The 24073-nt window shown below is 69.8% G+C and carries 23 protein-coding genes; 20 read left to right on the plus strand and 3 right to left on the minus strand.

All coding sequences use genetic code 11. From position 1 onward, the window contains the following. Positions 1-198: 198 nt before the first annotated feature. Positions 199-2160: an AMP-dependent synthetase/ligase gene (locus ACF09J_RS21065; RefSeq protein WP_392306979.1), complete on the plus strand. Its 1962-nt coding sequence runs from the start codon at positions 199-201 to the stop codon at positions 2158-2160. Positions 2161-2269: 109 nt separating this feature from the next. Here the strand turns inward: ACF09J_RS21065 and ACF09J_RS21070 are convergent, their stop codons facing one another. Further along, a complete protein-coding gene (locus ACF09J_RS21070) occupies positions 2270-2473 on the minus strand; it encodes a cold-shock protein (RefSeq protein WP_004984723.1) in 204 nt (67 codons plus the stop codon). A gap of 515 nt (positions 2474-2988) precedes the next feature. Between ACF09J_RS21070 and ACF09J_RS21075 the strand changes: the two genes are divergently transcribed. After that, positions 2989-3837: a menaquinone biosynthetic enzyme MqnA/MqnD family protein gene (locus ACF09J_RS21075; RefSeq protein ID WP_392306980.1), complete on the plus strand. Its 849-nt coding sequence runs from the start codon at positions 2989-2991 to the stop codon at positions 3835-3837. 42 nt (positions 3838-3879) lie between these two features. Continuing rightward, entirely contained in the window at positions 3880-5604 is a 1725-nt protein-coding gene (locus tag ACF09J_RS21080) for a protein kinase (protein ID WP_392306981.1), read from the plus strand. A gap of 22 nt (positions 5605-5626) precedes the next feature. Here the strand turns inward: ACF09J_RS21080 and ACF09J_RS21085 are convergent, their stop codons facing one another. Beyond that, the gene (locus ACF09J_RS21085) at positions 5627-10294 is read right to left on the minus strand and encodes an FtsK/SpoIIIE domain-containing protein (RefSeq protein WP_392306982.1); all 4668 of its coding nucleotides are present in this window, start codon (positions 10292-10294) and stop codon (positions 5627-5629) included. 269 nt (positions 10295-10563) lie between these two features. On the opposite strand from ACF09J_RS21085, the gene ACF09J_RS21090 reads away from it, so the two are divergent. The 5 genes from ACF09J_RS21090 (at position 10564) to ACF09J_RS21110 (ending at position 14115) form a co-directional block, all read left to right on the plus strand. Then, positions 10564-10872 (plus strand): WXG100 family type VII secretion target, encoded by a 309-nt coding sequence (locus ACF09J_RS21090; RefSeq protein WP_100572421.1) that lies wholly within the window; start codon positions 10564-10566, stop codon positions 10870-10872. A gap of 123 nt (positions 10873-10995) precedes the next feature. Continuing rightward, positions 10996-11304 carry a hypothetical protein gene (locus ACF09J_RS21095; RefSeq protein ID WP_392306983.1) on the plus strand — a complete coding sequence of 103 codons (309 nt, stop codon included), beginning with the start codon at positions 10996-10998 and terminating at the stop codon, positions 11302-11304. Then, positions 11301-12644 carry a hypothetical protein gene (locus tag ACF09J_RS21100; RefSeq protein ID WP_392306984.1) on the plus strand — a complete coding sequence of 448 codons (1344 nt, stop codon included), beginning with the start codon at positions 11301-11303 and terminating at the stop codon, positions 12642-12644. Before ACF09J_RS21095 ends, ACF09J_RS21100 begins: the two co-directional genes overlap by 4 nt. A gap of 5 nt (positions 12645-12649) precedes the next feature. Further along, a complete protein-coding gene (locus tag ACF09J_RS21105) occupies positions 12650-13369 on the plus strand; it encodes a hypothetical protein (RefSeq protein ID WP_392306985.1) in 720 nt (239 codons plus the stop codon). A 2-nt stretch (positions 13370-13371) separates the two neighbouring features. Next, positions 13372-14115 carry a hypothetical protein gene (locus ACF09J_RS21110; RefSeq protein ID WP_392306986.1) on the plus strand — a complete coding sequence of 248 codons (744 nt, stop codon included), beginning with the start codon at positions 13372-13374 and terminating at the stop codon, positions 14113-14115. A 37-nt stretch (positions 14116-14152) separates the two neighbouring features. Here ACF09J_RS21110 and ACF09J_RS21115 read toward each other — a convergent pair whose 3' ends face one another. After that, positions 14153-15088 carry a hypothetical protein gene (locus ACF09J_RS21115; protein ID WP_392306987.1) on the minus strand — a complete coding sequence of 312 codons (936 nt, stop codon included), beginning with the start codon at positions 15086-15088 and terminating at the stop codon, positions 14153-14155. Positions 15089-15189: 101 nt separating this feature from the next. Here ACF09J_RS21115 and ACF09J_RS21120 point away from each other — a divergent pair, with 101 nt between their 5' ends. From ACF09J_RS21120 to ACF09J_RS21175, 12 genes are all read left to right on the plus strand, one after another. After that, positions 15190-15888, plus strand: coding sequence for a hypothetical protein (locus ACF09J_RS21120; protein WP_392306988.1), 699 nt, complete (start codon positions 15190-15192; stop codon positions 15886-15888). Between the two features lie 141 nt (positions 15889-16029). Then, entirely contained in the window at positions 16030-16683 is a 654-nt protein-coding gene (locus tag ACF09J_RS21125; RefSeq protein ID WP_392306989.1) for a hypothetical protein, read from the plus strand. Positions 16684-17110: 427 nt separating this feature from the next. Next, on the plus strand, positions 17111-17830 hold the full coding sequence (locus ACF09J_RS21130; RefSeq protein ID WP_392306990.1) for a hypothetical protein: 720 nt from the start codon (positions 17111-17113) through the stop codon (positions 17828-17830). Between the two features lie 16 nt (positions 17831-17846). Beyond that, the gene (locus ACF09J_RS21135; protein ID WP_392306991.1) at positions 17847-18785 is read left to right on the plus strand and encodes a hypothetical protein; all 939 of its coding nucleotides are present in this window, start codon (positions 17847-17849) and stop codon (positions 18783-18785) included. Continuing rightward, on the plus strand, positions 18782-20089 hold the full coding sequence (locus ACF09J_RS21140) for a CpaF family protein (protein ID WP_392306992.1): 1308 nt from the start codon (positions 18782-18784) through the stop codon (positions 20087-20089). The genes ACF09J_RS21135 and ACF09J_RS21140 overlap by 4 nt, the downstream gene beginning before the upstream one ends. 35 nt (positions 20090-20124) lie before the next feature. After that, complete coding sequence (locus tag ACF09J_RS21145; RefSeq protein WP_392307178.1) at positions 20125-21054, plus strand: type II secretion system F family protein; 930 nt, start codon at positions 20125-20127, stop codon at positions 21052-21054. Further along, entirely contained in the window at positions 21051-21974 is a 924-nt protein-coding gene (locus tag ACF09J_RS21150; RefSeq protein ID WP_392306993.1) for a type II secretion system F family protein, read from the plus strand. The genes ACF09J_RS21145 and ACF09J_RS21150 overlap by 4 nt, the downstream gene beginning before the upstream one ends. 56 nt (positions 21975-22030) lie before the next feature. Then, complete coding sequence (locus ACF09J_RS21155) at positions 22031-22282, plus strand: hypothetical protein (RefSeq protein ID WP_100569654.1); 252 nt, start codon at positions 22031-22033, stop codon at positions 22280-22282. A gap of 102 nt (positions 22283-22384) precedes the next feature. Next, positions 22385-22858 (plus strand): TadE family protein, encoded by a 474-nt coding sequence (locus tag ACF09J_RS21160; RefSeq protein ID WP_392306994.1) that lies wholly within the window; start codon positions 22385-22387, stop codon positions 22856-22858. Then, entirely contained in the window at positions 22859-23287 is a 429-nt protein-coding gene (locus ACF09J_RS21165) for a TadE/TadG family type IV pilus assembly protein (RefSeq protein WP_392306995.1), read from the plus strand. 41 nt (positions 23288-23328) lie between these two features. Further along, on the plus strand, positions 23329-23745 hold the full coding sequence (locus tag ACF09J_RS21170; protein ID WP_392307179.1) for a Tad domain-containing protein: 417 nt from the start codon (positions 23329-23331) through the stop codon (positions 23743-23745). Between the two features lie 7 nt (positions 23746-23752). Next, positions 23753-24070, plus strand: coding sequence for a hypothetical protein (locus ACF09J_RS21175; protein ID WP_392306996.1), 318 nt, complete (start codon positions 23753-23755; stop codon positions 24068-24070). Positions 24071-24073 lie beyond the last annotated feature (3 nt).

The raw sequence follows: 24073 nt of genomic DNA on the forward strand, positions 1-24073 counted from the left end.
GCGAGGGCACAGCCCTGTTCCCGGAACGTCTCCGGACCCTTCCCGAAACCGCACGGACTCCCCATCCCGACCCCGTACGATCCCGTGTGCAACCGGCGGTAACACCCCGAGAGCGCTCACCAGGCGGTGAACGACCGGTGAGCGCAGCGCGTACCACCGCAGCAGAGCAGCGCGAAGCTGCAAGCACCAGGAGCCGCCATGCCCCTCTCGTACTCGTCCCCGTCCCCGTCGTCCCACGGCGGCCCGGCCCCGTCGCCCTTGGCCGGGTTCGACTACGACCCCGACGCGGGCCCCGCGTTCGTGGCGCCGCAGACCCGGCGGCTGGACGGCGAGGTGCGCGAGGCGTACGTACCCCCGCTGGTTCCGCCGGTGACGCACGGGTCGCTCGCCGACCTGCCGTTCGAGAACGCGAGCGCCGACCCCGGGCGCCGGGTCATCAGCCGCCCGGACGCCGACGGCGGCTGGACGCATCTGACGGCCGCGCAGTTCGCCGAACAGGTACTGGCGTTGGCCAAGGGCCTGATCGCGGAGGGGCTCGCGCCGGGCGACCGGATCGCGGTCATGGCACGCACGCGGTACGAGTGGACCCTCCTGGACTTCGCGGCCTGGGCCGCCGGCCTGGTCACGGTTCCCGTCTATCCCACGTCCTCCCTCTTCCAGGTCCGCTCCATCCTCCAGGACTCCGGCGCGGTCGCCCTGGTGACGGAGAAGGCGCGGCAGGCGGCGGCCCTCGGCCCGGAACGCGACCGCCTGCTGGACCTGCGCCATGTGTGGGTCATGGAGCAGGGCCACCTGGACCGTCTGGCGGAGTGCGGCGCGGGCGTCCCGGACCAGGAGGTCACCGTGCGCCGGGGCGTCCTCGGGCCCGACACGCTGGCCACCCTGGTGTACACCTCGGGCACGACCGGCCGGCCCAAGGGCTGCGCGCTGAGCCACGGCAACTTCCTGGCGGAGGTCGACAACGCCATCGAGGTCCTCTACCCGGCCTTCAAGGCGAGGACGTCGGAGGAGGCCTCGACGCTGCTCTTCCTGCCGCTCTCCCATGTCTTCGGCCGGATGGTCGCGGTCGCCTGCGTCCGCGCGGGCGTCCGGCTGGGCCACGCGCCGAGCCTGAAGTCGGAGGACCTGCTGGCGGACCTCGCGAGCTTCCGGCCGACGTTCCTGCTGGCCATCCCGTACATGCTGGAGAAGGTCTACAACAACGCGCGTGCCACCGCCGAGCGCGGCGGCCGGGCCTCGTCCTTCGACCGTGCGGCCGACGTGGCCTGCCGCTACGGCGAGGCGGCCGAGGCCCGCCGGCACGGCACGGGCCCGGGACCCGGCCGCGCCCTGAAGACGGCCCGCGCCTTCTACGACGCCCTCCTGTACCGCCGCATCCGGGCCGCCCTCGGCGGCCGCCTGCGCTACCTCATCTGCGGCGGCTCACCGCTGGGCCGCCGCCTGGCCGCGTTCTACGAGGGCGCCGGCGTCGAGGTCTACGAGGGCTACGGCCTCACCGAGTCCACGGGCGCGGCCACCGTCACGCCCCCGCAGAAGCCCCGCCTGGGCACGGTCGGCTGGCCGCTGCCGGGCACGCGGATACGCATCGCGGCGGACGGCGAGGTGCTGCTGGCCGGCGGCCAGGTCTTCCGCGGCTACTGGAACCCGCACGCGGGCGGGGTGGCGCCGGCGACCCACGACGGCTGGTTCGCGACGGGTGACATCGGATGCCTGGACGACGACGGCTACCTGACGATCACGGGCCGCAAGAAGGAAATCCTGATCACCGCGGGCGGCAAGAACGTCGCCCCGGCCCCCCTGGAGAACTGGCTCCGCGCCCACCCGCTGATCTCCCAGTGCATGGTGCTGGGCGACCGCCGCCCCTACATCTCCGCCCTGATCACCCTGGACCCCGAAGGCATCACCCATTGGCGGCAGATGAACGGCAAGCACCCCGTCCCCGCCGAACTCCTCGCCGACGATCCCGACTTGGCGGCGGTCCTGCAGCGTGCCGTGGACGAGGCGAACAAGCTCGTCTCCCGCCCCGAGTCCATCCGCCGCTTCACCGTGCTTCCCGTGGACTTCACGGAACGGGAGGGCCACCTGACCCCGTCGATGAAGCTCCGCCGGGAGGTGATCCTGCGTGACTTCGCGCGGGAGGTGGAGGGGCTGTACGCGTAGCGTCCGCCGGGGCTGTGGAAAGAGTTCGCCGGGAAGGCAGGAGCCCCGTCGCCTGACGGCGCGGGGCTCCTTGGGTACTGCACTCAGAACGGATACTGCGCGCGAACGCTCAGACCGGGGTGACGTTCTCCGCCTGCGGGCCCTTCGGACCCTGGGTGACGTCGAAGCTCACCTGCTGGTTCTCTTCGAGGGAGCGGAAACCGGTCGCGTTGATTGCGGAGTAGTGGACGAAGACGTCGGGGCCTCCGCCTTCCTGGGCGATGAAACCAAAGCCCTTTTCGGCGTTGAACCACTTCACGGTTCCGGTAGCCATAAGCCCTCCTTGGGCTCAAAGGGTCGCCCTGCTCCAGAACCTGCAAGTGTGATAACGAAATCGCCGCACAACTGCATACGTCTGAAAACGACCAGAGCCCGCGGTCACATGCTCCGCAGGCTCTGTACTGCAAGGGAAACCAAACTGCAACTTGCTGGCGAGCCTAGCATGTGGGCCGCCGAATGCAATAGAGGTCAAGATCACTTCACCCGGATGTTTGAAGGTTCTGGCGAGAGGTTGACGCAGCGAGATCGGCAGGGCCTCGGAGAAGGATGGCGGGGACTGCGCCAATCGGGGTCGTGGGGGCGGAGGCGGGGCGGAGGTGAGGTGAAGGCAGGAAGTCCACGGCGGGCCGGGCACGGAGCGGCGGCCGGGTGTCCCGGGCGGGTCGGTGGCGGAGTGGCGACGCGGGTGTCCGGGACGGGCCGGCCGCGGAGTGGGGCGGCGGAGTGGGGCGACGGAGCGGCGGCGGGGGCGGCGGGGGAAGCGTGCCGCGCAGGGTCTAGCCTCCCGATGTGGACATTTCTCGCACCCGGCCGCGCGTCGGCCACATCCAGTTCCTCAACTGCCTGCCCCTTTACTGGGGGCTCGCGAGAACCGGCACGCTCCTCGACTTCGAGCTGACGAAGGACACCCCGGAAAAGCTCAGCGAGCGGCTCGTGCGGGGAGAACTCGACATCGGTCCGGTCACCCTCGTCGAGTTCCTCAAGAACGCGGACGACCTGGTGGCGTTCCCCGACATCGCCGTCGGCTGCGACGGCCCGGTGATGTCGTGCGTGATCGTCTCGCAGGTCCCGCTGGACCGGCTCGACGGCGCGCGGGTCGCCCTGGGGTCGACCTCCCGCACCTCCGTACGCCTCGCCCAGCTCCTGCTGGCCGAGCGGTACGGGGTGACCCCCGACTACTACACCTGCCCGCCCGACCTGAGCCTGATGATGCAGGAGGCGGAGGCGGCGGTGCTCATCGGCGACGCCGCCCTGCGCGCCAACCTCCACGACGGCCCGCGCTACGGACTGGACGTGCACGACCTCGGGCAGCTCTGGAAGGAATGGACGGGACTGCCGTTCGTCTTCGCGGTCTGGGCGGCGCGGCGCGACTACCTCCAGCGCGAGCCGGACATCACCGGCAAGGTGCACGAGGCCTTCCTGGCCTCCCGCAACCTCTCCCTCGAGGAGGTCGGCAAGGTCGCCGAGCAGGCGGCCCGCTGGGAGGCCTTCGACCAGGAGGTCCTGGAGCGGTACTTCACCACCCTCGACTTCAGCTTCGGCGCCCCGCAACTGGCCGCGGTGGCCGAGTTCGCACGGCGCGTCGGCCCGACCACCGGTTTCCCGGCGGACGTGAAGGTGGAGCTGCTGCGGTCGTAGCGCACTACCCTGCTGTGAGGCGTACGGGGGAGGGGGAGCGCCATGCAGCCGCTCGAAGAGGACGAGCCCGCCACCGTGGGCCCCTACCGGCTGCTCGGCCGGCTGGGCTCCGGCGGCATGGGCCGTGTCTACCTGGGCCGCAGCGCGGGCGGCCGCACGGTCGCGGTGAAGATCGTGCACCCGCACTTCGCGCTCGACGAGGAGTTCCGCGCCCGGTTCCGCCGCGAGGTCGAGGCCGCGCGCCGGGTGGGCGGCGCCTGGACCGCGCCGGTCCTGGACGCCGACCCCGACGCGCCGGTGCCGTGGGTGGCCACCGCCTACGTGGCCGGCCCCTCCCTCGCCGCGGCGGTGGTGGACGCCGGCGCGCTGCCCGGGCACTCCGTACGGGTGCTGGGGGCGGGCCTGGCCGAGGCGCTGGCGGCGGTGCACGAACTGGGCCTGGTGCACCGGGACGTGAAGCCGTCCAACGTGCTGCTCACCCTGGACGGCCCGCTGCTGATCGACTTCGGCATCGCCCGCGCCACCGACGGCACCGCGTCCCTGACCTCGACCGGCGTCTCGGTCGGCTCGCCCGGCTACATGTCGCCCGAGCAGATCCTCGGCAAGGGCGTCACGGGCGCGGCCGACGTCTTCTCCCTGGGCGCGGTGCTGGTGCACGCCGCGACGGGCGAGCCCCCGTTTCGGGGCGACTCCTCGGCGGCGCTGCTGTACAAGGTCGTCCACGAGGAGCCCGAACTGGGCTCGCTGACAGGAGACTTGAGGGACCTCGCGGCGGCCTGCCTGGCCAAGGACCCGGCCGCCCGCCCCGGCCCCGCCGAGGTGGCCCGCCGCCTGGCCCCCGAGGGCGCCTCCCGTCTGGTCGCGGCCGGCTGGCTCCCGTCCCGCCTGATCGAACAGGTCAGCCGCAGCGCCGTATCGCTCCTGAACCTGGAGGCGACGGCCCCGAAACCCCCTGCCCGGCCGGAGTCCGGCCCGCTGGGCTTCAGCAGGGCCTCGGTACCGGGCTCTCCTCCGCAAGCCACGGGCGGGCTCGCACAGCCCGCGGAAGCGGTGCCCGGGGGCAGCGGCAGTGGCGGGTTCGGCCCCCCGCCCCCCATGCCGACCGCACCGCCCCCTCCCCTCCCCGAGCGGGCGGACGCATCCCCGCAGGGGACCACCGCACCGGCCGCCGGCCGCGGCCGGTTCTCCGTCACCGTGGCCGGCGACGCGGCGCCCGGCGCCGACGGCCGGGGCCGCCGCCTGAGCTGCACCATGGTCCTCGCGGTCGCGGGGGCGCTGGCGGTGGCGACCACCGGTTCGCTGCTGTGGCTGCGGCCGTTCGGGGACGACCGCGGCGGCGGCGCCGGCGCGACACCGCCACCGGCCGCCACCGCGAGCGGCGACCACCGCTCCACCGCGCCGACCACCACCGCCTCACCCATCCCCGCCCGCTACCTCGGCACCTGGGAGGGCCAGGGCACCGCCCTCGACGGCACCCTCCCCCTCGGCGACTTCCGCCTGACCGTCCACCAGGCCGCCGTGGGCCAGGAGTTGGGCACCCTCCGCCAGACGGACCAGCTGGGCGGCGTCTGCAATGACGTGCTCACCCTGAAGCAGGTGACGAACACCCAACTGGTCGCCGTCTCCCGCGGCGCCAAGACCAACCACGCGGGCTGCAACCCGACCCCCCACACCATCCGCCTCACCCCGGCGGGCGACGACCTCAAGTACACGGCGGACAGCTCGGCGGAGGGCAACCCGGTGGCACGTCTGTCCAAGGTCAAGTAGCCGAAGTAATCGGCTCCGGATGCTAGTTCGGCGTGCTCACGGTCATGTGCTCGCCGCTGCCCAGGTGGAGCATCCCCTTGCCGGGAGTGACCGGACCGCCGACCATGCTGCGGGTCGTGCGGATGCCGATCAGCTCGCCCGCGGAGCTGTCCTGCGGGGAGAGCAGGATGCCGCGGCGGGCCTTCTTCGCGTCGACCTGCCAGCCGGAGAAGCCGTCGCAGATCTCCTCCTCGTCACCGGCGATCACGACGGCGAGACCCTCCTCGGCCCCGCGCTCGACGATGCGCTTGAAGACGTCCTCGGCGTCGCAGTCGTCCAGGACCTCGGCATCGTCCACCAGGACGGCGATCGGCTGCTCGGGCGTGGCGGCCCCGACGGCCTCCTCCAGCTCGTCCTCGTCGATGTCGCGGCCGGTGAAGACCCGCAACACTCCCTGTTGCCCATCCAGTTCACGCAGCGGTGACTGGCGCGGCGCCGCGACGACCAGCCGTACGCCCTGGGCCAGGTAGGACCGTGCGAAGTTCATCAGCGCCGTGCTGCGGCCCGACTTGGCCGGACCGCCGATCACGAACGCGGGTACCCCCTCGGCCAGATCGGGTCCGAACGCGGTGAGTTCGTCACCGCCGACCCCCACCAACGCCCACAGCGGCGAAGACGACGTCGCCGGGTCGCGCATCGCCCAGGCGTCCGCGAAGGAGATCCGGCCGGGCAGGACGTCCACCCGGAACGGCCGCCGGGAGCGCGGCACGTCCGCGTCCCGGGCCGCCGCCGCGTCACCGATGGCGATCAGCGCGGCCGCCTGGCCCTGACCGGTGGTGTCCTCGCAGAGCAGCGCGAACTGCGTCTCCGCGGCGGTCTCGGCGCGGAAGGCCCGTCCCGGGGGAATTTCCTCGGGGACCTTGCGGGCGTTGATGTCCAGCATCGAGAAGTCACCGCGGTCCGCGAGCCGCAGACCGTACTTGTCCTCCGTCAGGGAGGAGATCCGTCCCGACAGCACCTGCCGGTCACCGGTGAGCACGACGTGCAGACCCACGCTCGCGCCCTCTCGCATCATCGCGAAGAGCTGGTCGGTCAGGTCCCCGTGGTCGTACTCGCCCAGCGTGGGCAGCCAGCCCTCCCAGCGGTCGAGCAGCAGCACGATGTGTGGCAGCCGCTCGTCCTCGGCGACCGCGGCCCGCTGCTCGCCGATGTCGGCGAAACCCTTCTCGGCCAGCAGGTCCTGACGGCGGTTGAGTTCGCCGGTCAGCCGGGTGAAGAGCCGGACGACGCGCTCCAGTTGGTTGCGCCCCACGACCGCGCCGCAGTGCGGCAGCCGGGTCAGCGCGTTCAGCGCTCCGTTGCCGCAGTCGATGCCGTACAGGTGGACGTCGGCGCAGGAGTGCGTCCGGGCCAGCGAGCCGGCGATGGTGCGCAGCAACTGCGAGCGTCCGGTACGCGGCGCGCCGCCGACGAGCAGGTGTCCGAAGGTGGCGAAGTCCACGGCCACCGGGCGGCGGGCCTGGTCGGCGGGCAGGTCCTCCACGCCGTACGGGGCGGCGGGCAGTGAGCCCTGGGCCTGAACCGCCGGAATGTCGTCGAGGAGCAGGGTGTCCTCCAGTGCGGGCAGCCAGGGGGAGTGCTGGGCGGGGATGCCGAGCGCCCGGTTGGCCTCCCGCACCGCGTCGACGAGCACCTTCAGGTCGGTGATCTCGTCGTCCTGGCGCGCCTCGGGCTTGGGCTTCCGCAACGCAGGGCGTCCCAGGTCCTCCCAGTTCAGCGGGCCCGCCCAGGGGGCCAGGGCCTGCGGGTCGGCCGCGCCGGGCCGGCGCCCGCCGACGCGGCCGGACTGGAAGGGGATCAGGGAGGCGTGCCCCAGGCGGACGTAGGCACGACCCGGGGTGCTCTTGGAGATGTGCCCCGCCTCGGGCGCGTCGATGACGTCCGTGGACTCGCCGGCGTCGGTCACGCGCAGCGCGATGCGCAGGTTGGTGTTGGCGCGGATCTCGGGGGAGACCACGCCGCTGGGCCGCTGTGTGGCCAGCAGCAGATGGATGCCGAGGGACCGTCCTCGCTGGGCGATGTTGACCAGACCGGTGACGAAGTCCGGCAGATCGCGCACCATGGACGCGAACTCGTCGATGACGATGAGCAGTCGGGGCACGGACGCGTGCGACGGGTCCCGGCGCACCAGGTCCTGGTAGTCCTCGATGTCCTTGGCGTCGGCGGCGGCGAGGATGTGCTCGCGCCGCTTCAGCTCGGCTCCCAGCGACTCCAGGGCCCGTTCGACGAGGTGCGCGTCGAGGTCGGTGACCATGCCCACGGTGTGCGGCAGCTTCACACAGTCCTTGAACGCCGAGCCGCCCTTGTAGTCGACGAGCACGAACGTCATGTTCTCGGGCGTGTTCGCCACCGCGAGCGCTGCCACGATGGTCTGGAGCAGCTCCGACTTTCCGGAACCGGTCGTACCGGCGATCAGACCGTGCGGGCCGTCGCGCCGCAGGTCGATGCCGAACGGGCCGTCGTACGACTCGCCGACGACCGCCATCGTCGACTGCCCGCCCGTCCGCCAGCGTGCGGCGATCGCGTCCCGCGTAGGTGGCTCCAGTTGCAGCACGTCGAGCAGCCGGCTGGCGGCGGGCAGGGCGGAGTCCTCGGTCTCGCCGCTGATGTCCCGCAGCGACGACAGGGAGCGGGACACCCGGGCGCACCAGGCCGGCGAAACGAAGTCGGGCCGTACGTCGCGCCGTCGCCGCGCATCGGTCTGCTCCACGCGCAACCGCAGTTCGAGGGCGCTCTCGATGGCCTGTTCGCTCGGCTGCGCCGTCCGGTGCCAGGCCTGGAAGGAGGGAAAGCCGCCGGCGGCCGCCTGCGGGGCGGAAGCCGGGACGGCGAGGCTGTCGTCGCCACGGCTGTCGCTACGACGTGGTTCGGCCACCACCACCGCCTGGCACTCGCCCGGCAGGAACCGCTCCTCCTCGTCGAGGCAGATCGCGTACAGCGAGACGGCCGGTCCCTCGCGCAGTAGCCGTACCACCCCGGGCAGTGAGCGAAGCCGGCGGGAACCGTCCCAGACCACCACGATGTCGGGGTCGGAGAAGGCCGGCCCGTCACTCCGGTTGCCTTGCTCCTTCAACGCCTTCTGCCGGGCGTCCAGCACCTGGGTCAGCTCGCCGACGCGGGCGCCGACGGTCTCGGAGTCCGTCCCTATCAGTACGTTGACGTCCTGACCGCCCGAGGGGCGGGCGTGCGGCAGCCAGCGCACCCAGTCCCAGCGGGAGTGGGCGTCGTTCTCGGTGAGGACGTAGAACTGCACGTCCATGGGGCTGTGCAGGACCGCGGTCTGAGCGACGGCCCATCTGCCAAGGGCCTGCGCGGAGTCACCGGGTCCGGCGATGCCGACGACGCCGAGGTCCTTCAGCGGCAGCGCCACCGGCGAGTCCTCGATGCGCCAGGTGACCTCTCGCTTGTGCTCGTCCTGCTCGGGGTCGTCGAGGACGACCTCGGAGCGCACCCGGCCGGTGCCGACGCGGATCAGCAGGTGGTCGGCGTCGGTGCGCCGGCGCTCCCAAAGACGGGTACGGGGGCCGGTGGCGAAGGCGAGGACGGCGGCCGGATCGGGGATGGCGTCCCTGCGGTCGAGTCGCTCCGTGCGCAGCGCCTCCCGTGCCTCCTCCTCGATCCGCTCCTTGTGCTCCTTGTACTCCTTGACCTGCTTCGCATGGGACTTGCGGCCCTGCTTCTTGTCCATGAAGTAGTTGGCGAGGAGCATCAGCGGGCTCATCAAGGCCATGATCATGTAGTACCAGCGGTGGAAGATCATGACCGAGACCACGGCACCCACCAGCGGCATCAGCGCCATCAGCCACGGCAGCGGTCGCGCCTCGTACTCGCCGGGCGGATTGGGCAGCCGGAAGTGCGTCTTGCGTTCGGCCGGGCGCAGCCGGGGAGGCCGGTTGTAGTCCAGCCCGGCACCGTCGTCCGACCACTTCAGGGCGGCGTTCGGCGGGCTGTAACGGGTGAGCTCCAACAGGCTGTTGCCGAGCGCGAGCTGCGCGCCGAGTGGCCAGTCGCCGCCGTCGAAGCCCTCACCGTCGAGCCGGACGCGGGCCTGACGGCTGTCCTTGTCGCTGCCGTTGGCCGCCGTGCTCCTTCTGTTCTGCTTACCACCGGTACTTTCCTCGGCGTCCCTGGCATCGGCGCCGCGGTGCTCGCCATGGAGGGCGACTTGGCAGGTGCCGTCGATGGCGATGGACAAGGTGGCGGCGCGGTCGGCGAGTTCGGGGTCGTCGATGCGCAGCCGCGCGGTGGCCCCGCTGCCGATGTCGTACCGCCCCACACCGAGCCGGTGCACGGCACCGGCCCCGGGCCCTCCGGCCACGCGGAACTCGACGATGCCGGTGGGCTCTCCGAGCAGGCAGCCCGCGGGATCGTGCAGGCTGACGACGGCTCCCTCGCGCAGCGGCGACCCGACGACGGTGGCGGCGGGATCGAGGGGATAGCCGTCGATGTACGCCTGCGGGGCGCCACCGGATCCGTGCCCGGCGCCCTGCTGGTGTCCCGCCAGGGAGATGATCTGCGCGCCGTCGCCGAGTCCGAGGTGCTCGGCCAGTTCCCGGGTGACATCGCCGACCGACGACTCCGGATCGGCGTCGAGTACGACGTCGGCACTGGTGCCGCCGAGCGGGTCGACGACGGTCAGACTCAGGCGCACACTCGTCCTCCTCGCAGTGCTCGGGCCGCCCCCGGAGCGCAGAACACAGTCGAAGTGACCTTAGCCGCCGGGTGGTTCCCCGGTGCAACGGGCTGTGCACCGGTTCACGGTTCCTCCAACTGCCATCCCTGTATCCCCACGGCCCCACCCGTAAGATCTTTGCTCACGCGGACGGCCGGACGAGGGCTGCCGGCCGACGCATCCGAGGCATCCGCGTCACAGCGCCACGGGGGCAGTCCCTGCGGCGAACACAACGGGAGGGAGCCGTCATGGGCAAGAGCGGCAAGGACACAGACCTCACTTATGCCGAGATGGAGAAGACCGCAGGCGATCTTCTCAAGGACATGCACCACCTCGAGGACCAGATCAAGTCTGTCGAGAAGCGGGTCAAGCAGCTGGTGGAGAACGGCTTCACCACCCAGAAGGCCTCCGGCGCCTACGAGGACTCCATGAAGGACTTCGCCAAGGGCGCCGTCAAGACCATCCAGGGCCTCCACGGCCTCTCCGAGTTCCTGAAGAAGGCCAAGCAGGCCTACGAGAACCTGGACGAGGAGCTGGCGCGGAGCCAGAGGGGCTAGCGGGGGTCTTGTGGGACCGGGGGTGCGGTGGGGCGTGTGAGCGATGTCCCGCCGCACCCTGTTTGCTTCTCGGCACCATGGGCGCCGACGAGAAGAAAGTGATCCAAGAGGAACGGGGAAGCCATGAGCGATCTGTACATCGATTTCGAAATGCTGGTGAAGACGCAAAAAGACATTCGGCACATCCATGAGCTCATGACAGCGCCGTGCCGGGAGATGGGGGACGTCGATGGTGCCTCGATGGGTGTATCGAAACTTGCCAGACGTATGGACGCCTTCGGTGACGAATGGTCCTACGGAATCAAGCAGCTATCGAAATTCTCCAAGTCGGCTGCGAAGGCGTTGGGTCACATCAAGAAGAGCTTTGAGGAGCTGGACGAGCAGTTCGCCCATGAACTGGAGAAAGTCAAGTCCTCGAAGGGTGCGAAGTGACCGATTACCCCCAGCCGGTCTGGCTGCGCCCCGACGCTGTCGCCGATGCCCGCTTCCCAGCGATCGGGTTCTGTCCCTGCCCGGGGAACCAGGCGGACGCCATGCATGCGGCAGAGATCGTTCGGCGGACGGCAGGCGCGTTGCACGACATCGCCGACGTCCTCAACGGCACCGGCCGCGGCGCCTGGAAGGGTAAGACTGCTGAGACGTTCCGCGAGCAATTTCATGACGACTTTCGGCCCAAGATCAACGACGCACGCGACTCGTTCTCCGATGCCGCCCAGGCGTTGGAGAACTGGGCTCGGTACATGCGCGACCACCAACGCTACGCGGAGCAACTCGAGGGCGAGGCCCAGGACGCCAAGGACAGAGCGGCCGGGTTGCAGCGAGAGCTGGACCATATGGCAGCCCGACCCGGCTTCCCGGATCTCTCACGAGAGAGGACGCCCGGGGAAAAGGAGAAACAGGAGCGGGAGGAGGCGAGGCGCAGCGACAAAGAGAGGCTACTGCACACCGCCAACGCTGACCTGGAGGCGGTACGTGGGCGGGCAGAGCGTCTGCGGGAGCGATACGTTGAGGAAGGCGAGGCCATCGCTGACCGGCTCAAGCACGCGATGGACATCGCGCCCAACGAGCCGGGCGTTTGGGACAGGATTGCCCAGGCGATTGTCGACTTGGCGGAAAAAATCTCCGAGTTGCAAGACGCGATCCTCAAAGAGGTCAAGGAAGCGCTCAAGGAACTGGCGCCCCTTTTGCAGGTCATCGGAGATCTCGCTGGATTCGCCAGCACCGTGCTGGGACTTCTGTCTCTGATTCCCGGACTTCAGTTCCTCGCGCTCCCCGCGTTGATCCTCGGTGGCATCGGACTTGCCAGCCACTACCTCGCCGCGGTGGGAACGACTGGCAGCTTTCTCTCAGCCCTCACCGACCCGACAGTCATTACTGATGCTGTCACACTGGCGTGTGGCGTCGCCGCTTTCGGAGCGGGGCTGAAGTTGAGCAGGATGGCTGGCGCCGCTGGAAGCTACCCGAAGCTCGCAGCGCAGACGATGAAGGTCGGAAACGTGGGGCCCGACGTGCCCGGCTACTTCCGATTCGCCAGCCAACTGGGGCAGGGTGGCATGCACACACCCGAGTTTGCCTATCAGTTCACCCGGTTCACCACCACTGTCGCAGGTAATTTCATGGGGCTGGTTCCCGGTGGCGGAGCGGACGCACTGCAGCAAATCAGCAAAGGTGAGAAGCCCGACATTTTCACCGTGCCTAAATTCCCCAACTTCACGCCAGGTACTTTTCCGACCCCGACCGGCCCCCTCGTCCTGCCCAACGGGAGTTTCTGATCGCCATGCTCGCAAGCGACTCTCCGACCGCCAGTCGGCAGACCTCCGGTGCTGTCGAGTTGTATGCCCCCACAGACTGGTTCGACCTCGTAGCCGACAGCGACGAAGCGTCTGCACGAGAGCGTTGCGCGGATCTCATCAATCGCAGCTACCCTGAACATGATCCGTCACTGCGTGCCGATTTGACGGCCGCTCTCATGGAGTGGCGACGGATTCTACGGGAACGAGGGCTGATCACCTACGGTCTGGTGTGTGTCCCTGAAGAGGATGGTGGCCCAGCTGTATGGCAGATCCTGGCCTCGGTGGTTGAAGTGCCCACGGCTGGAACAGATGTCAATCTGAGCGAAATCATGGTCCGCCTACTCGGAGAGGAGCTGGAAGGGCGGCAGGTCTACACCGAGTCATATCCCACGCGAATGGGACTGGGGCTGGGTGTCATCTCACAGCCGGTGATGTCTCCGGAAGGAGAGCTCACCCTCTTCCCCACGCAGGAACAGGAAATGGTCGCTGAAACGTCAGCGGTGGGGCGCATTGGGCTGGCCATATCCCTCTCCTGTCCACCTGGGGGAGGGCGCGCTCTGCTGGTCGTGGGAAACTGCCTGGATGCTGAGCAGGTCGTGCCGCTAGCCGGCGTAGTAGCGCTGATCGCAGGCAACTCCTTCTTTGCCGAAAGTGTTGAGGGGACAACGGGGTTGGAAGTCCAGGACATGGGTCAGGGGGAGTGACCATGCACAGCGGCACCCCCTTCGCAGCCCACGTATTGAGCAAAGGGCTCGCCAAGTTCGAGCTCAGGGCCTCACGGACTGCGCTGACCTGGACTGGCCTTGTCCTCGGATTGCTCGCCTGTGTCCTTGTGTTCGCGCTACGGCTGGGGCTGCTGTTCGTACGTTCGGACAGTTGGCCCGCGTACGTCCTGCTCGGAATGGTGGCGCTCAGCCTTTTGATCCTGCTCACCGAGGTCAACTACTTCGGCAGGGCTTGGTACTTCACGCTGCTGTACGCCGCGTCGGCGGTCATGCTCACGGCCACGGGCTGGTGGTGGGGCCACACCGCCGATGTACTGCAAATACGAGGACGATGGAGTGAGGTGAGGGTGGCCGAGGTCATCGAGCGGCCCAGACGCCAGACTCTCTGCCAGTTGCAGCACACGAAGGACGGCACAAGAGTCCTCAGGGCTCTGGACGACTGCGCGCACCTCGCTGTGGGAGACACTCTGAAAGTCTTCGAGGACCCAGAGGGCGAAGTCCGGCCGGAGTTGTCTGCCCCCAGCGTCTCTGGTGCCTATGTTGCTTCCGGGATCGAAGCCAGCATCCTCGTCGCGGCGGTGACGTGTGCGTTCTGGGCAGGAGGTCGATGGCGCGATCACGCCGCCCCACCGCCGTACCCCACGCAGCCTTATCCGGGGCAGTACCCCGGACCTTCGCCAGGGCCCTTCGATGGTCCGTACAGTGGGGCTCCCGGCCAGCACTAAGGCGCGGGAAGTCGATGGTCCAAAGCAGGCGATCGAATCAGTTGGACGGAGCCTCGTAGACCCGTACCGTTGCCGCTATTCGACGTATCGTCGCGTCCGGTACCTCGTCCGATACGCCCTTCGCGCCGAAGAACGACCAGGACGCCAGGTCTCCCTGGGCGTTTTTGAAGGCGAAGGTCCATGCCTTGCCGTCCGTGGTGCACTTCTGCGTTTTCTCCACGCCCGTGGACCAAGCGGTGCCCAGGCTGCCCTTGAGGCCCGAGTCCGTGGTGAACGGCTCGACGGTGCCTGACCTCACCTTGGTCCTGTGGGGCTGGGTGTACTGGCCGTACACCCAGGACTTCGGATCGGCGTCGGCTATCTCCTCGGTGCTCTTGGCACCGTTGTTGCCCCTGGAGCCCGCCGCCGCCAGCGGCGTGTGCTCCAGCGCGCCGTCCTTGTCGTCGTCCGAGGAGCACCACCGTTCCTTCAGGAAGGCGGGGGCGCGCACCGCGACCAGGGGCTTGTCGTCGGGGTCGTTGTCGTCGGAGACGTAGGTGACCCAGTCGGGGGACTGGAGGGCCCACTCCGGCGGAACGTCGAACTTGATCCCCACAGCCGGGTTCACCACGACCTTCCAGCCCTTGACGGTGGCGTCGTCGCTGTGCGGAGACGGAGAGGGAGACGTGGTCGGATCGGGGGCAACGGTTTCGTCCTTGTCGCTGCCGAGCAGGGCGTAACCGGTCACGCCCGCGGCGATCACGATGGCTCCCGCCGCCATGACGGCGATCAGCTTCGTACGGTTGGTACCGTCGCCCGGTGGACGCGGTGCCGGCGCGCCGGACGGCAGTGTCGGCACGTTCCACGGCTGGGACTGCTGCTGGTAAGGGTTCGGCTGGTGGTAGCCGGGTTGCTGATACGGGTTCGACTGCCCGCTGTGCAACGGCTGTTGCGGATTCCGCCCGCTCCCTGACTGCTGCTTTCCTGGCCACATGGGCCGTAACGGTATGCGAGGGGTGGCGGAGGAGCACGGGCGAGGGTCGCCTTCGCCCGTAACATCGGCATCCGCCCCGGCGGGCCAGTTGTGGAGCGACCTTGGAGAAGCGGGTGTTCGGAAAGTACAAGGACATCGATGAACCTGCCGCCCCTGTCGTGCCGTGGGCCGACGCCTGGGAGTTCGTCGTCGGCGACGTGGAGCGGCCGCCGGCCGGGCGGCGAAGGCGTCCTGTGCTCGGGCCTCGTGCCTTCAGGGTTCCGCAGCGCAGAGGCGAGCAGTGCGTCAACGCGCCCTGTGCCTTCTTTCCCCAGCAGCCGCCGTCGTCGCAGAGCCTCGAACCATGTCTGTACGAGGACGCGGACGGCCGCACGCTTCTCTGCTCCGTCGACGAACCCGTGAAGGCGGGAGGCGAACGCCGCTTCGCGGTGCGCGACGGTCGAGGGCAGGCCATCGGCACCATCCGGCGTATCGCTCCGCTCAAGCACGCCCTGACACCGGTCTGGCGTATCGATCAGCCAGGACACGCGGAGATCGTCAGCAGCGGGGAGTGGGCGAAGGGTGGCCCCAAGGAGATGTTCCAGCGGGGCGCCGGCAAACTGGTGCAGGGCATCTTCCAGGGAGTCGCCGACCTCGGCGCGGACGGCGGCGATCAGGCGAGCGATGCGTCGCGCGTACTTCGTTGGACGGCCGACGGTGAGCCGGTGCTGGCATCCGACGGGCGCGGCCGGTTCCTGGTCCGGGCGTCCTGGCTCGACCGGAGGCTTGTCTTCGCGTACGTGCTCGTGCGCGATTGTTGACCCGCGGCCGGCGTGCTCGGACACGGCCCGCAGTCGACCCAGCGGGCGTTCTCGCACACGGGTAGGGTCGAGCGGTCGGTTTTCCATGCACGGTGTGGGGGCGAAGTGGTGTTCGGCAGGCGGCGGATGGAGGAACCGCCGATGGAGACGGTGGGCTGGGCCGATGTCCAGACGTTCGTCGTGTCCTCCGTGGAGCGCCCGGCGACCGTCAAACGCAAACGTGCCGTGTGGGGGAAGCCCGCGGTACGCGTGCACAGGGGCTCGCGGGACCTTCGGATACTCGCCCCGTGCGCCTTCCTCGGAACCGCCGATACGCAGCAGCCGGGCCTGCCCTCCCGGCCAGGACACACCCTGTACGAGGCCGATACACGGGCTCTGCTGTGCTACGTGGAACCGGCGGTGGACAGTGCCGGGGAGCTACGGCACGACGTACGGGACGGCCGGGGAGAGTGCATCGGAACCGTCGTCCGAGTTCCGCGCAAGCGCGGGCCGTTCAAGCACACCTGGCGCATCGAGCAGCCGGGACACCCGGAGATCGTGGGCCGCAACGAGTGGGCGAGCGGCGACGCCAAGGAGATCGCGGGGCGATTCGCCGCGAAGATCTTCGAAGAGGTCGTCGACAGCGCCCTCTCCGGGGGAGAGGGCGGCGACCGTCCTTCCAAGCCGCGGTCCCTGGAGTGGCGTGCGGAGAACAAGGTCGTCATGGTCTCGGAGGGCAGTGACAAGGTGACAGTGCGGGACGGTTGGGTCGACCGCCGGCTCGCCTTCGCCTTCGCGCTCCTCGGTGACCGTTGACGACCGTGCTGCCGCAAGGCCCACGGTGGCCGGTTGCCACGAGCGCGGCATGACCGGCCTACGACTTCGTGAGCAATTCGTGCAGGGGTCGTGGCCACCCGATGGTCGACGCATCGTCAGCCGCCCAGTTGTTCACCCCTGAGCGGTGCGGATTTGCTGCCGCGCACTCGGGAGTGGATGATTTGCCCGTGCTCAACCGGGCCGCTCCGACGGCTCGTTGCAGTCGGGTAGCGTCAAGTCGGTTGTGGCTCATTGGGTCTGGCCAGCCTTGAGGGGCTTATGTGCGGCTGATACCGTGCCATGGCTTGACACTCGCCCCCGCGCCGGATAGACGCGACATCGCCCGGATCGCTGGTGAAGTGTCCGGGTTTGCAGCCCAGGCAAAGTGCTTGGCAGACGACATCTTGGGTGTACGGGGAGCGGTTGCGTGAAGATCCAGGAGCGTACGGGGGCGGGCGCGGGACGTGCCGCGGCTCCGGCTCAGCCGACGGCCGGTGACCGGCTTCCCACGGCGCCTCGCGAGCGCAAACCGGCCCTGGCCGCCCTGGCCGTGCTGCTCATCCTGGTGGGAGCCCTGGGTGCCACGATGCTCGTGCTGCAGGCCGGGCACCGCATCGAGGTGGTCAAGGTGACGCAGGACATCCCGGCCGGAGCGTCCGTCACCTCCAGTGATGTGACCTCGGTGATGGTGGCCGCCGACGACTCCATCAACTACGTCCAGTGGGCGCAACTGGGCACTCTGAAGACCCTCAAGGCCAGGACGACCATCTTCGCGGGCACGGTCGTGATGGGGGAGATGTTCGGCGCGAAGAGCAGCCTGCCCGCCGGCAAGGCCTTCGTCGGCGTCGCCCTCAAGGAGGGCCAGTACCCGGCCGACATCAAGAACGGTGACATCGTCGCCGTCTACCGCGTCGGCGACAACGCGTCGAGCTCCAACTCCAGCAATAACTCCACGGGTTCGTCCGCCGGTGGCGGCAACCTCATCGTGGACAAGGCGCGTGTCAGCTCCAAGAGCGACCACAGCGACGCCGCCGTGACCACCGGCAACCTGTCGCTCACCCTCCTCGTCGACCAGTCCGACGCCGCAGCCGTGGCCCAGGCCGCGTCCGCGAATTCCGTCGCCGTCGTCGTCGTTCCCGGCAACTGAGGGCGGCGGCACACCCATGGCCCTCATCGCACTGGCCGCCGACAAGGGTTCGCCCGGCGTCACCACCGCCGCCGTCGCGCTGTCCGCCGTCTGGCCGCGGCGCGTGCTGCTCGCCGAGACGGACCCGGCCGGTGGCGACCTCGTCTACCGCAGCGCCGCCGCACACGGCGGTCCGCTCAACCCGAACGTCGGCATGCTGTCCATCGCCGCGACCGCGCGCCGCGGACTCGTTCCCGACCAACTCTGGGACCACGTACAGCCGTTGAACGGCGGTCTTGAGGTCCTCGTCGGACTCGGCAGCGCCGAGCAGGCCGCCGGTCTCGCCGGGCTGTGGCCCACCCTGGGCCGCGCCTTCGCCTCGCTCGCCGACTCCCCGAACGCGCCCGCCGACGTCGTCGCCGACTGCGGACGGATCAGCGGCGACACCCCCGCCGTGGAACTCTTCCCGCACGCCTCGCTCGTCCTGCTGATCTCGCGCACCGAACCGGAGGCCATCGCCCGCGTCCGCGACCGCGCCGCCGCGCTGTCCGCGAAGCTGCACGGCGGTCCGCGCGGTGCCGCGAGCCTGGCCACCCCTGTGATCGGCGTCGTGCTGGTCGCCGAGCCGGGCACCGCGGGCAAGGTCTCCGGCCAGGTCAACGACATGCTGGTGCACGCCCAGACCGGCGCCCGCGTCGTCGGCACCATCGCCGACGACCCCGCGGGCGCCGACCAGCTGGCCGGGCGCAGGCGCGGCCGCCTCGACAAGTCCCTGCTGATCCGCTCGGCCCGCAAGGTCACCGCCGACCTGTATCAGCAGTACGGCGCCGCCTGGGCCGTATCCGCACAGGCGCAGCAGGCCCATCAGGTCCAGCAGGCCCACCACGGGCAGCAGGCGCCGCAGGCCCAGCAAGCGCCCCAGGGCGGGCAGCCGTACCCGTCCCAGATCAACGGCCGGCCAGGAGCCGGGCGATGACCGCTGTGGACCACCAGCTGGTCAAGCGGTTCCGGCAGGACGCCGGTGACCGCATCGCCGAGCAGCGCCGGCTCGACCAGGTCAACGGGGTCACGCCGATGTCCGGCGAGGACGAGCGGCAGTACGCCCGCGCGGTCATAGCGCAGATACTGGAGGAGTACGCCCGCGCCGAGATCAACGCGGGCCGCACGCCGCTGGACGCCGAGACGGAGGAGCAGTACGCGGCCGCCGTGCACGCGGCGCTGTTCGGCGTCGGCCGGCTCCAGCCGCTGCTCGACGACCCGCAAGTCGAGAACATCGACATCAACGGCTGCGACCAGGTGTTCGTCGGATACGCCGACGGGCGCGAGGTCAAGGGGGAGCCGGTCGCCGAGACCGACGAGGAGCTGATCGAGCTCATCCAGGTGCTCGGCGCCTACTCGGGTCTGTCGTCGCGCCCCTTCGACTCCGCCAACCCGCAGCTCGACCTGCGGCTGCCGGACGGTTCGCGGCTGTCGGCCGTCATGGACGTGGCCCGCCGGCCCGCGCTGTCCATCCGCCGGGCCCGGATGGGCAAGGTGTTCATCTCCGACCTGGTCGGCAACGGCACGCTCGTGCCGGAGCTGGGGCACTTCCTGGCCTGCGCGGTCCGCGCCCGCAAGAACATCATGATCGCGGGCGCGACGAACGCGGGAAAGACGACGCTGCTGCGCGCCCTCGCCAACGAGATCCCGCCGCACGAGCGGCTCATCACGGTCGAGCGGGCACTGGAACTCGGACTCGACACCTTCCCCGAACTGCACCCCAATGTCGTGGCGTTCGAAGAGCGCCTGCCCAACTCCGAGGGGCAGGGCTCCATTTCCATGGCGGAGCTGGTGCGCCGGTCGCTCCGTATGAACCCCTCCCGCGTCATCGTCGGCGAGGTGCTCGGCGACGAGATCGTGACCATGCTGAACGCGATGTCGCAGGGCAACGACGGCTCGCTGTCCACGATCCACGCCAACAGCTCCAGCGAGGTCTTCAACCGCATCTCCACCTACGCGTTGCAGGCGACGGAGCGGCTGCCCATCGAGGCCAGCCAGATGCTGATCGCGGGCGCGGTGAACTTCGTCGTCTTCGTCCAGCGGCGCAACAACTTCCAGACCGGCGGCCGGCTTCAGCGCACGGTGACCTCGGTCCGCGAGGTCAACGGCGTCGACGGCCGCGTGCTGTCCAGCGAGGTGTTCGCCGAGACGCCCGACGGCCGGGTCGTGCCGCACGCGCCCATAGCCTGCCTGGAGGACCTCATGGCGCACGGTTACCAGCCCCACGGATCCTGGGGGTGACCATGACACTCACCGCACTGGCCCCGCTCGGCTCCATGGGGGGCCTGTTCTCCACCACGGTCCTGTACTCGATGGGTTCCGGCGTCGCCGTCGGCGGTGGTCTCGCGCTGCTGATCGTCGCCGTACGCGGACTGCCCGCCAAGCCCGAGCACGAGAAGCAGCGGGCGAGCCGGCGGGCGAGCGAGCTGCTCCGTTTCGCCGGGCGGCGCGGCTCCCTCGCCGCTCTCATCGGCCTCGCGGTCCTCGTGCTCACCCGGTGGGCGGTCGCCGGCGTGGCGGCCGGTGTCCTCGTCTTCTTCTGGGACCGGCTCTTCGGCGGTGCGGCGGAGGAGCGGGCCGCCATGCGCCGGGTGGAAGCTCTGGCTTCCTGGACGGAGTCGCTGCGCGACACGATCGCCGGCGCGGTCGGCCTGGAGCAGGCCATCCCGGCCTCCGCGCGCGCCGCCGCCCCGGTCCTGCGTCCCCATCTGGACGCCTTGGTCGACCGGTTGCGCGCCCGCACACCGCTGCCCGACGCGCTGCAGCTGCTCGCCGACGAGATCGACGACGCCTCCGCCGACATCATCGTCGCCGCGCTCATCCTCAACGCCCGGCTGCGCGGCCCCGGTCTGCGCCAGGTTCTCGGCGCGCTGGCCAAGTCCGCGCGCGAGGAGGTCGACATGCGCCAGCGCGTGATGGCCCAACGGGCTTCGACCCGCCGGTCGGTGCAGATCGTCGTGGCCGTTTCCGTCGCCTTCGTGCTCGGACTGTCCGTCTTCAACCGCGAGTTCGTGTCGCCGTACGGCACACCGGTCGGCCAGCTCGTCCTCGCGCTCGTCTGCGGCCTGTTCGCGCTCGGCTTCTGGTGGCTGCGCAAGCTGTCCACGATCGAGACGCCCGAGCGCTTCCTGGTGCGGGACGAGGCGGCGGTGCAGTTCGTCCGGCCGCGCACGCCCGCCCAGCAGGAGGAAGGGGTACGCCGGTGAACCTGACGATGCCGGTCCTGGTCGGCGCGGTCCTCGGACTCGGCGTCTACGCCCTCGTACGCGCCCTGATGCCGTCCCGGCGGAGCGCGGTCGCGCAGGTCGCGCGGATCGACGCGATGCGGGCGCGGGGGGCGGCGTACGAGACCCGGCCCCAGACCCGCGAGGAGACGGGCCGCCTCGGTGCCTTCCGCGCCCAAGTCGGAGCGCGAATCGCCGAGTTCTACCTCCAGCAGGGCTGGGAGCAGCGCTCGCTGCGGGCCGATCTCGCCGTGCTGGAGCGCAGCTGGGAGAGGTTCCTGGCGACGAAGGTGCTGCTGTCGGTGGCGGGGCTGTTCTTCGGCCCCCTGCTGTTCGCCGTGGTCTTCACGATGGGCCTCGGGCGCAGCCCGGTCATCCCGGTCTGGATGGCGCTGCTGTGCGCGGCGCTGTTCTTCTTCCTGCCCGATCTGGAGGTCCGGAGGGACGCGGCCGACAAGCGCCGTGACCTGCGCCGGGTCATCGGCGCGTATCTGGACCTGGTGTCCATGAGCCTGGCCGGCGGCCGTGGTCTGCCTGAGGCGCTGATGGCGGCGGCCGAGGTGTCCGACGGCTGGGCGAACCAGCGGATCCGCAACGCCCTCGCCGACGCCCGGATCACCGGCCTCAGCCAGTGGCAGGCGCTCGGGCAGCTCGGCGAGGAACTGGGCGTCGAGGAGCTGAAGGACCTTTCGGCCTCCCTGGCCCTGGTCGCGGACGACGGCGCGAAGGTGCGCGAGTCGCTCGCCTCGCGCGCCGAGACCATGCGCCACCGCGAACTCGCCGAGATCGAGGGCAGCGCGGGCGAGAAGTCCCAGTCGATGCTCGTGGCCCAGTTGCTGCTGTGCGCAGGCTTCCTGGTGTTCCTGATCTACCCGGCGGCGATGCGGGTGTTCCAGGTGTGAGCGCCGCCCCTGCCGATCCCTGCCAACTGCCCCGAATTCGAGAGGAAACCACTGTCATGAACGGACGAGACTTCCACACCGGGATCCCGGCCGTGGACTTCCTGGTCACCTTCCTGGGCGGCCGTGTGCAGCGCGCCCGCTCCGGCGAACTGGACCGGGGTGCCTCCGCGGTCGAGTGGGTCATCATCTCCGCGGTCGTCGTGGCCATCGTCGGCGTGGTGGCCGCCATCATCAACTCCGCGCTGAGCGAGGGCGCCAACAAGGTGGGCAACTGCATCAAGGGCGCGGACGCGGGCAAGACCTGCTGACCGCGCGTACGGCGAGCGTACGTGCGAGGCACGTACGTGCGAGGCACGTACGAGGCAGGTGCGCGGCGCGTACGACGAGGAAGCACAACGGGGTGGACGGGGATGCTGGCGGACGTGGGCGGACGGGTGCGACGCGTAGTGCGCCGCAGGGTGCGGGCCGCGCGTGAGGCGGCCGCCACCGGCGGCGACCGCGGGATGACCGCGATCGAGTTCGTGCTGCTCACCCCCGTACTGTTCTTCATGATCTTCGCGACGGTGCAGTTCGCGCTGTACTTCTTCGCCGACCACGTCGCCCAGGCGGCGGCCCAGGCCGGCGCCCGCAAGGCCCGCGCCACGGCCGACGAGCAGCCCGGCGCCTGGCGGGGCGAGGCACGCAATGTTGTCGATGCCTACATCCGCCAACTGGGCCCGCAGCTGGTCCTGTCACCGGACGTGAGGACGCTGCAACCGGAGCAGAACACCGTGGGCGTGGAGATTTCGGCGCGTATCCCGACGGTGTTCCCGGGCCTGAACCTGACGGTGCACGCGCAGTCGACGGGCCCGGTGGAGAGGTTCGTGCGGGATGGCGGGAACTAGATGAACCGCACAACGTGGAGGTCTCTTCCGTCCGCCCGCGACGACAGCGGTCTGTCGACCGTGGAGGTCGTGATCCTCGCCCCGGTGATGATTCTTTTCATCCTGGTGCTGGTGGCCTTCGGCCAACTCGTCGAGGGCCGCGGCGCGGTCGACGGCGCGGCACGGGACGCGGCACGCGCGGGCTCCATCCAGAAGGATCACGCGACGGCCATGTCCGAGGCGCGCAAGGCCGCGGAGGCGGACCTGGGCGACGTCTGCTCGGGACCGGTCTCGGTGGTGCAGACGAGCGCGGGCTTCGCCCCCGACACCCTGTTCACGGTCGAGGTCAGCTGCCAGGTGCGCGGCCTGGCGTCGCTGGGCCTGAACATCCCGACGAGGCTGTCGGCGAGCTTCAGTTCGCCGCTGGATCCGTTCCGGAGGTCGGCGTGAGGCATACCCGACAGACCTGGTGGCAGGCTCGTCGCTCCCGGATGTCCGACCGCGGCTCGGGCGCCGGCGCGGTCATCATCTTCGCGCTGGTCTTCCTGGCCCTGTCCGCCTTCGTCATCGACGGCGGCCTGTCCATCTCCAAGCGCGAACGTGCCGCGGACATCGCGGAACAGGCGGCCCGCTACGCCGCCCAGGACATCGACCGCGAGGCCCTCTACAACGACGAGGGCGGTCCCGCCCCGATCAACTACGAGAACTGCGACGCCCGCGTGAAGGCCTTCGCCCGCGAGATGAGCATGACGGGCGCCGACATCGCCGCGAGCCACTGCGTGTCCGCCGACGCCGACGAGGTCCAGGTCGAGATCCAGCTGACCTACTCACCCGTCTTCACCGGCATGTTCTACGGGGGCAGCGTGGCCGTCCATGGCCGATCCGTGGCGAAGAACGAGGTGGGGTGACCCTGACGTGAGCGATCAGCAAGCGGACATCGACCGGATCAAGGAGTGCTCGAGGGCGTTGAAGCGTATCCGGGACACCTTCGCCGAACGGGGCAACCCGGCCCAGGGGTTGGGCGTCGCGGAAATCGGCTCGCAGCGGGTCCTCGACGCCTTCTCGAAGTTCGACGGCAACTGGAAGATCCACCGGCGAAAGCTCACCGAGGAGCTGGCGTCGCTGCACGCCATCACCAAGACCGCGGCGGAGTCGTACGAGAAGATCGACCACGAGCTCGCTGAAGCGTTGCGGAATTCCGACAAAGAAGGGCAGAAGGGGGCGAAGAAGTGACAG

Origin of the sequence: Streptomyces sp. NPDC014889, assembly GCF_043081205.1 — a bacterium.
Taxonomy (GTDB): Bacteria; Actinomycetota; Actinomycetes; order Streptomycetales; family Streptomycetaceae; genus Streptomyces.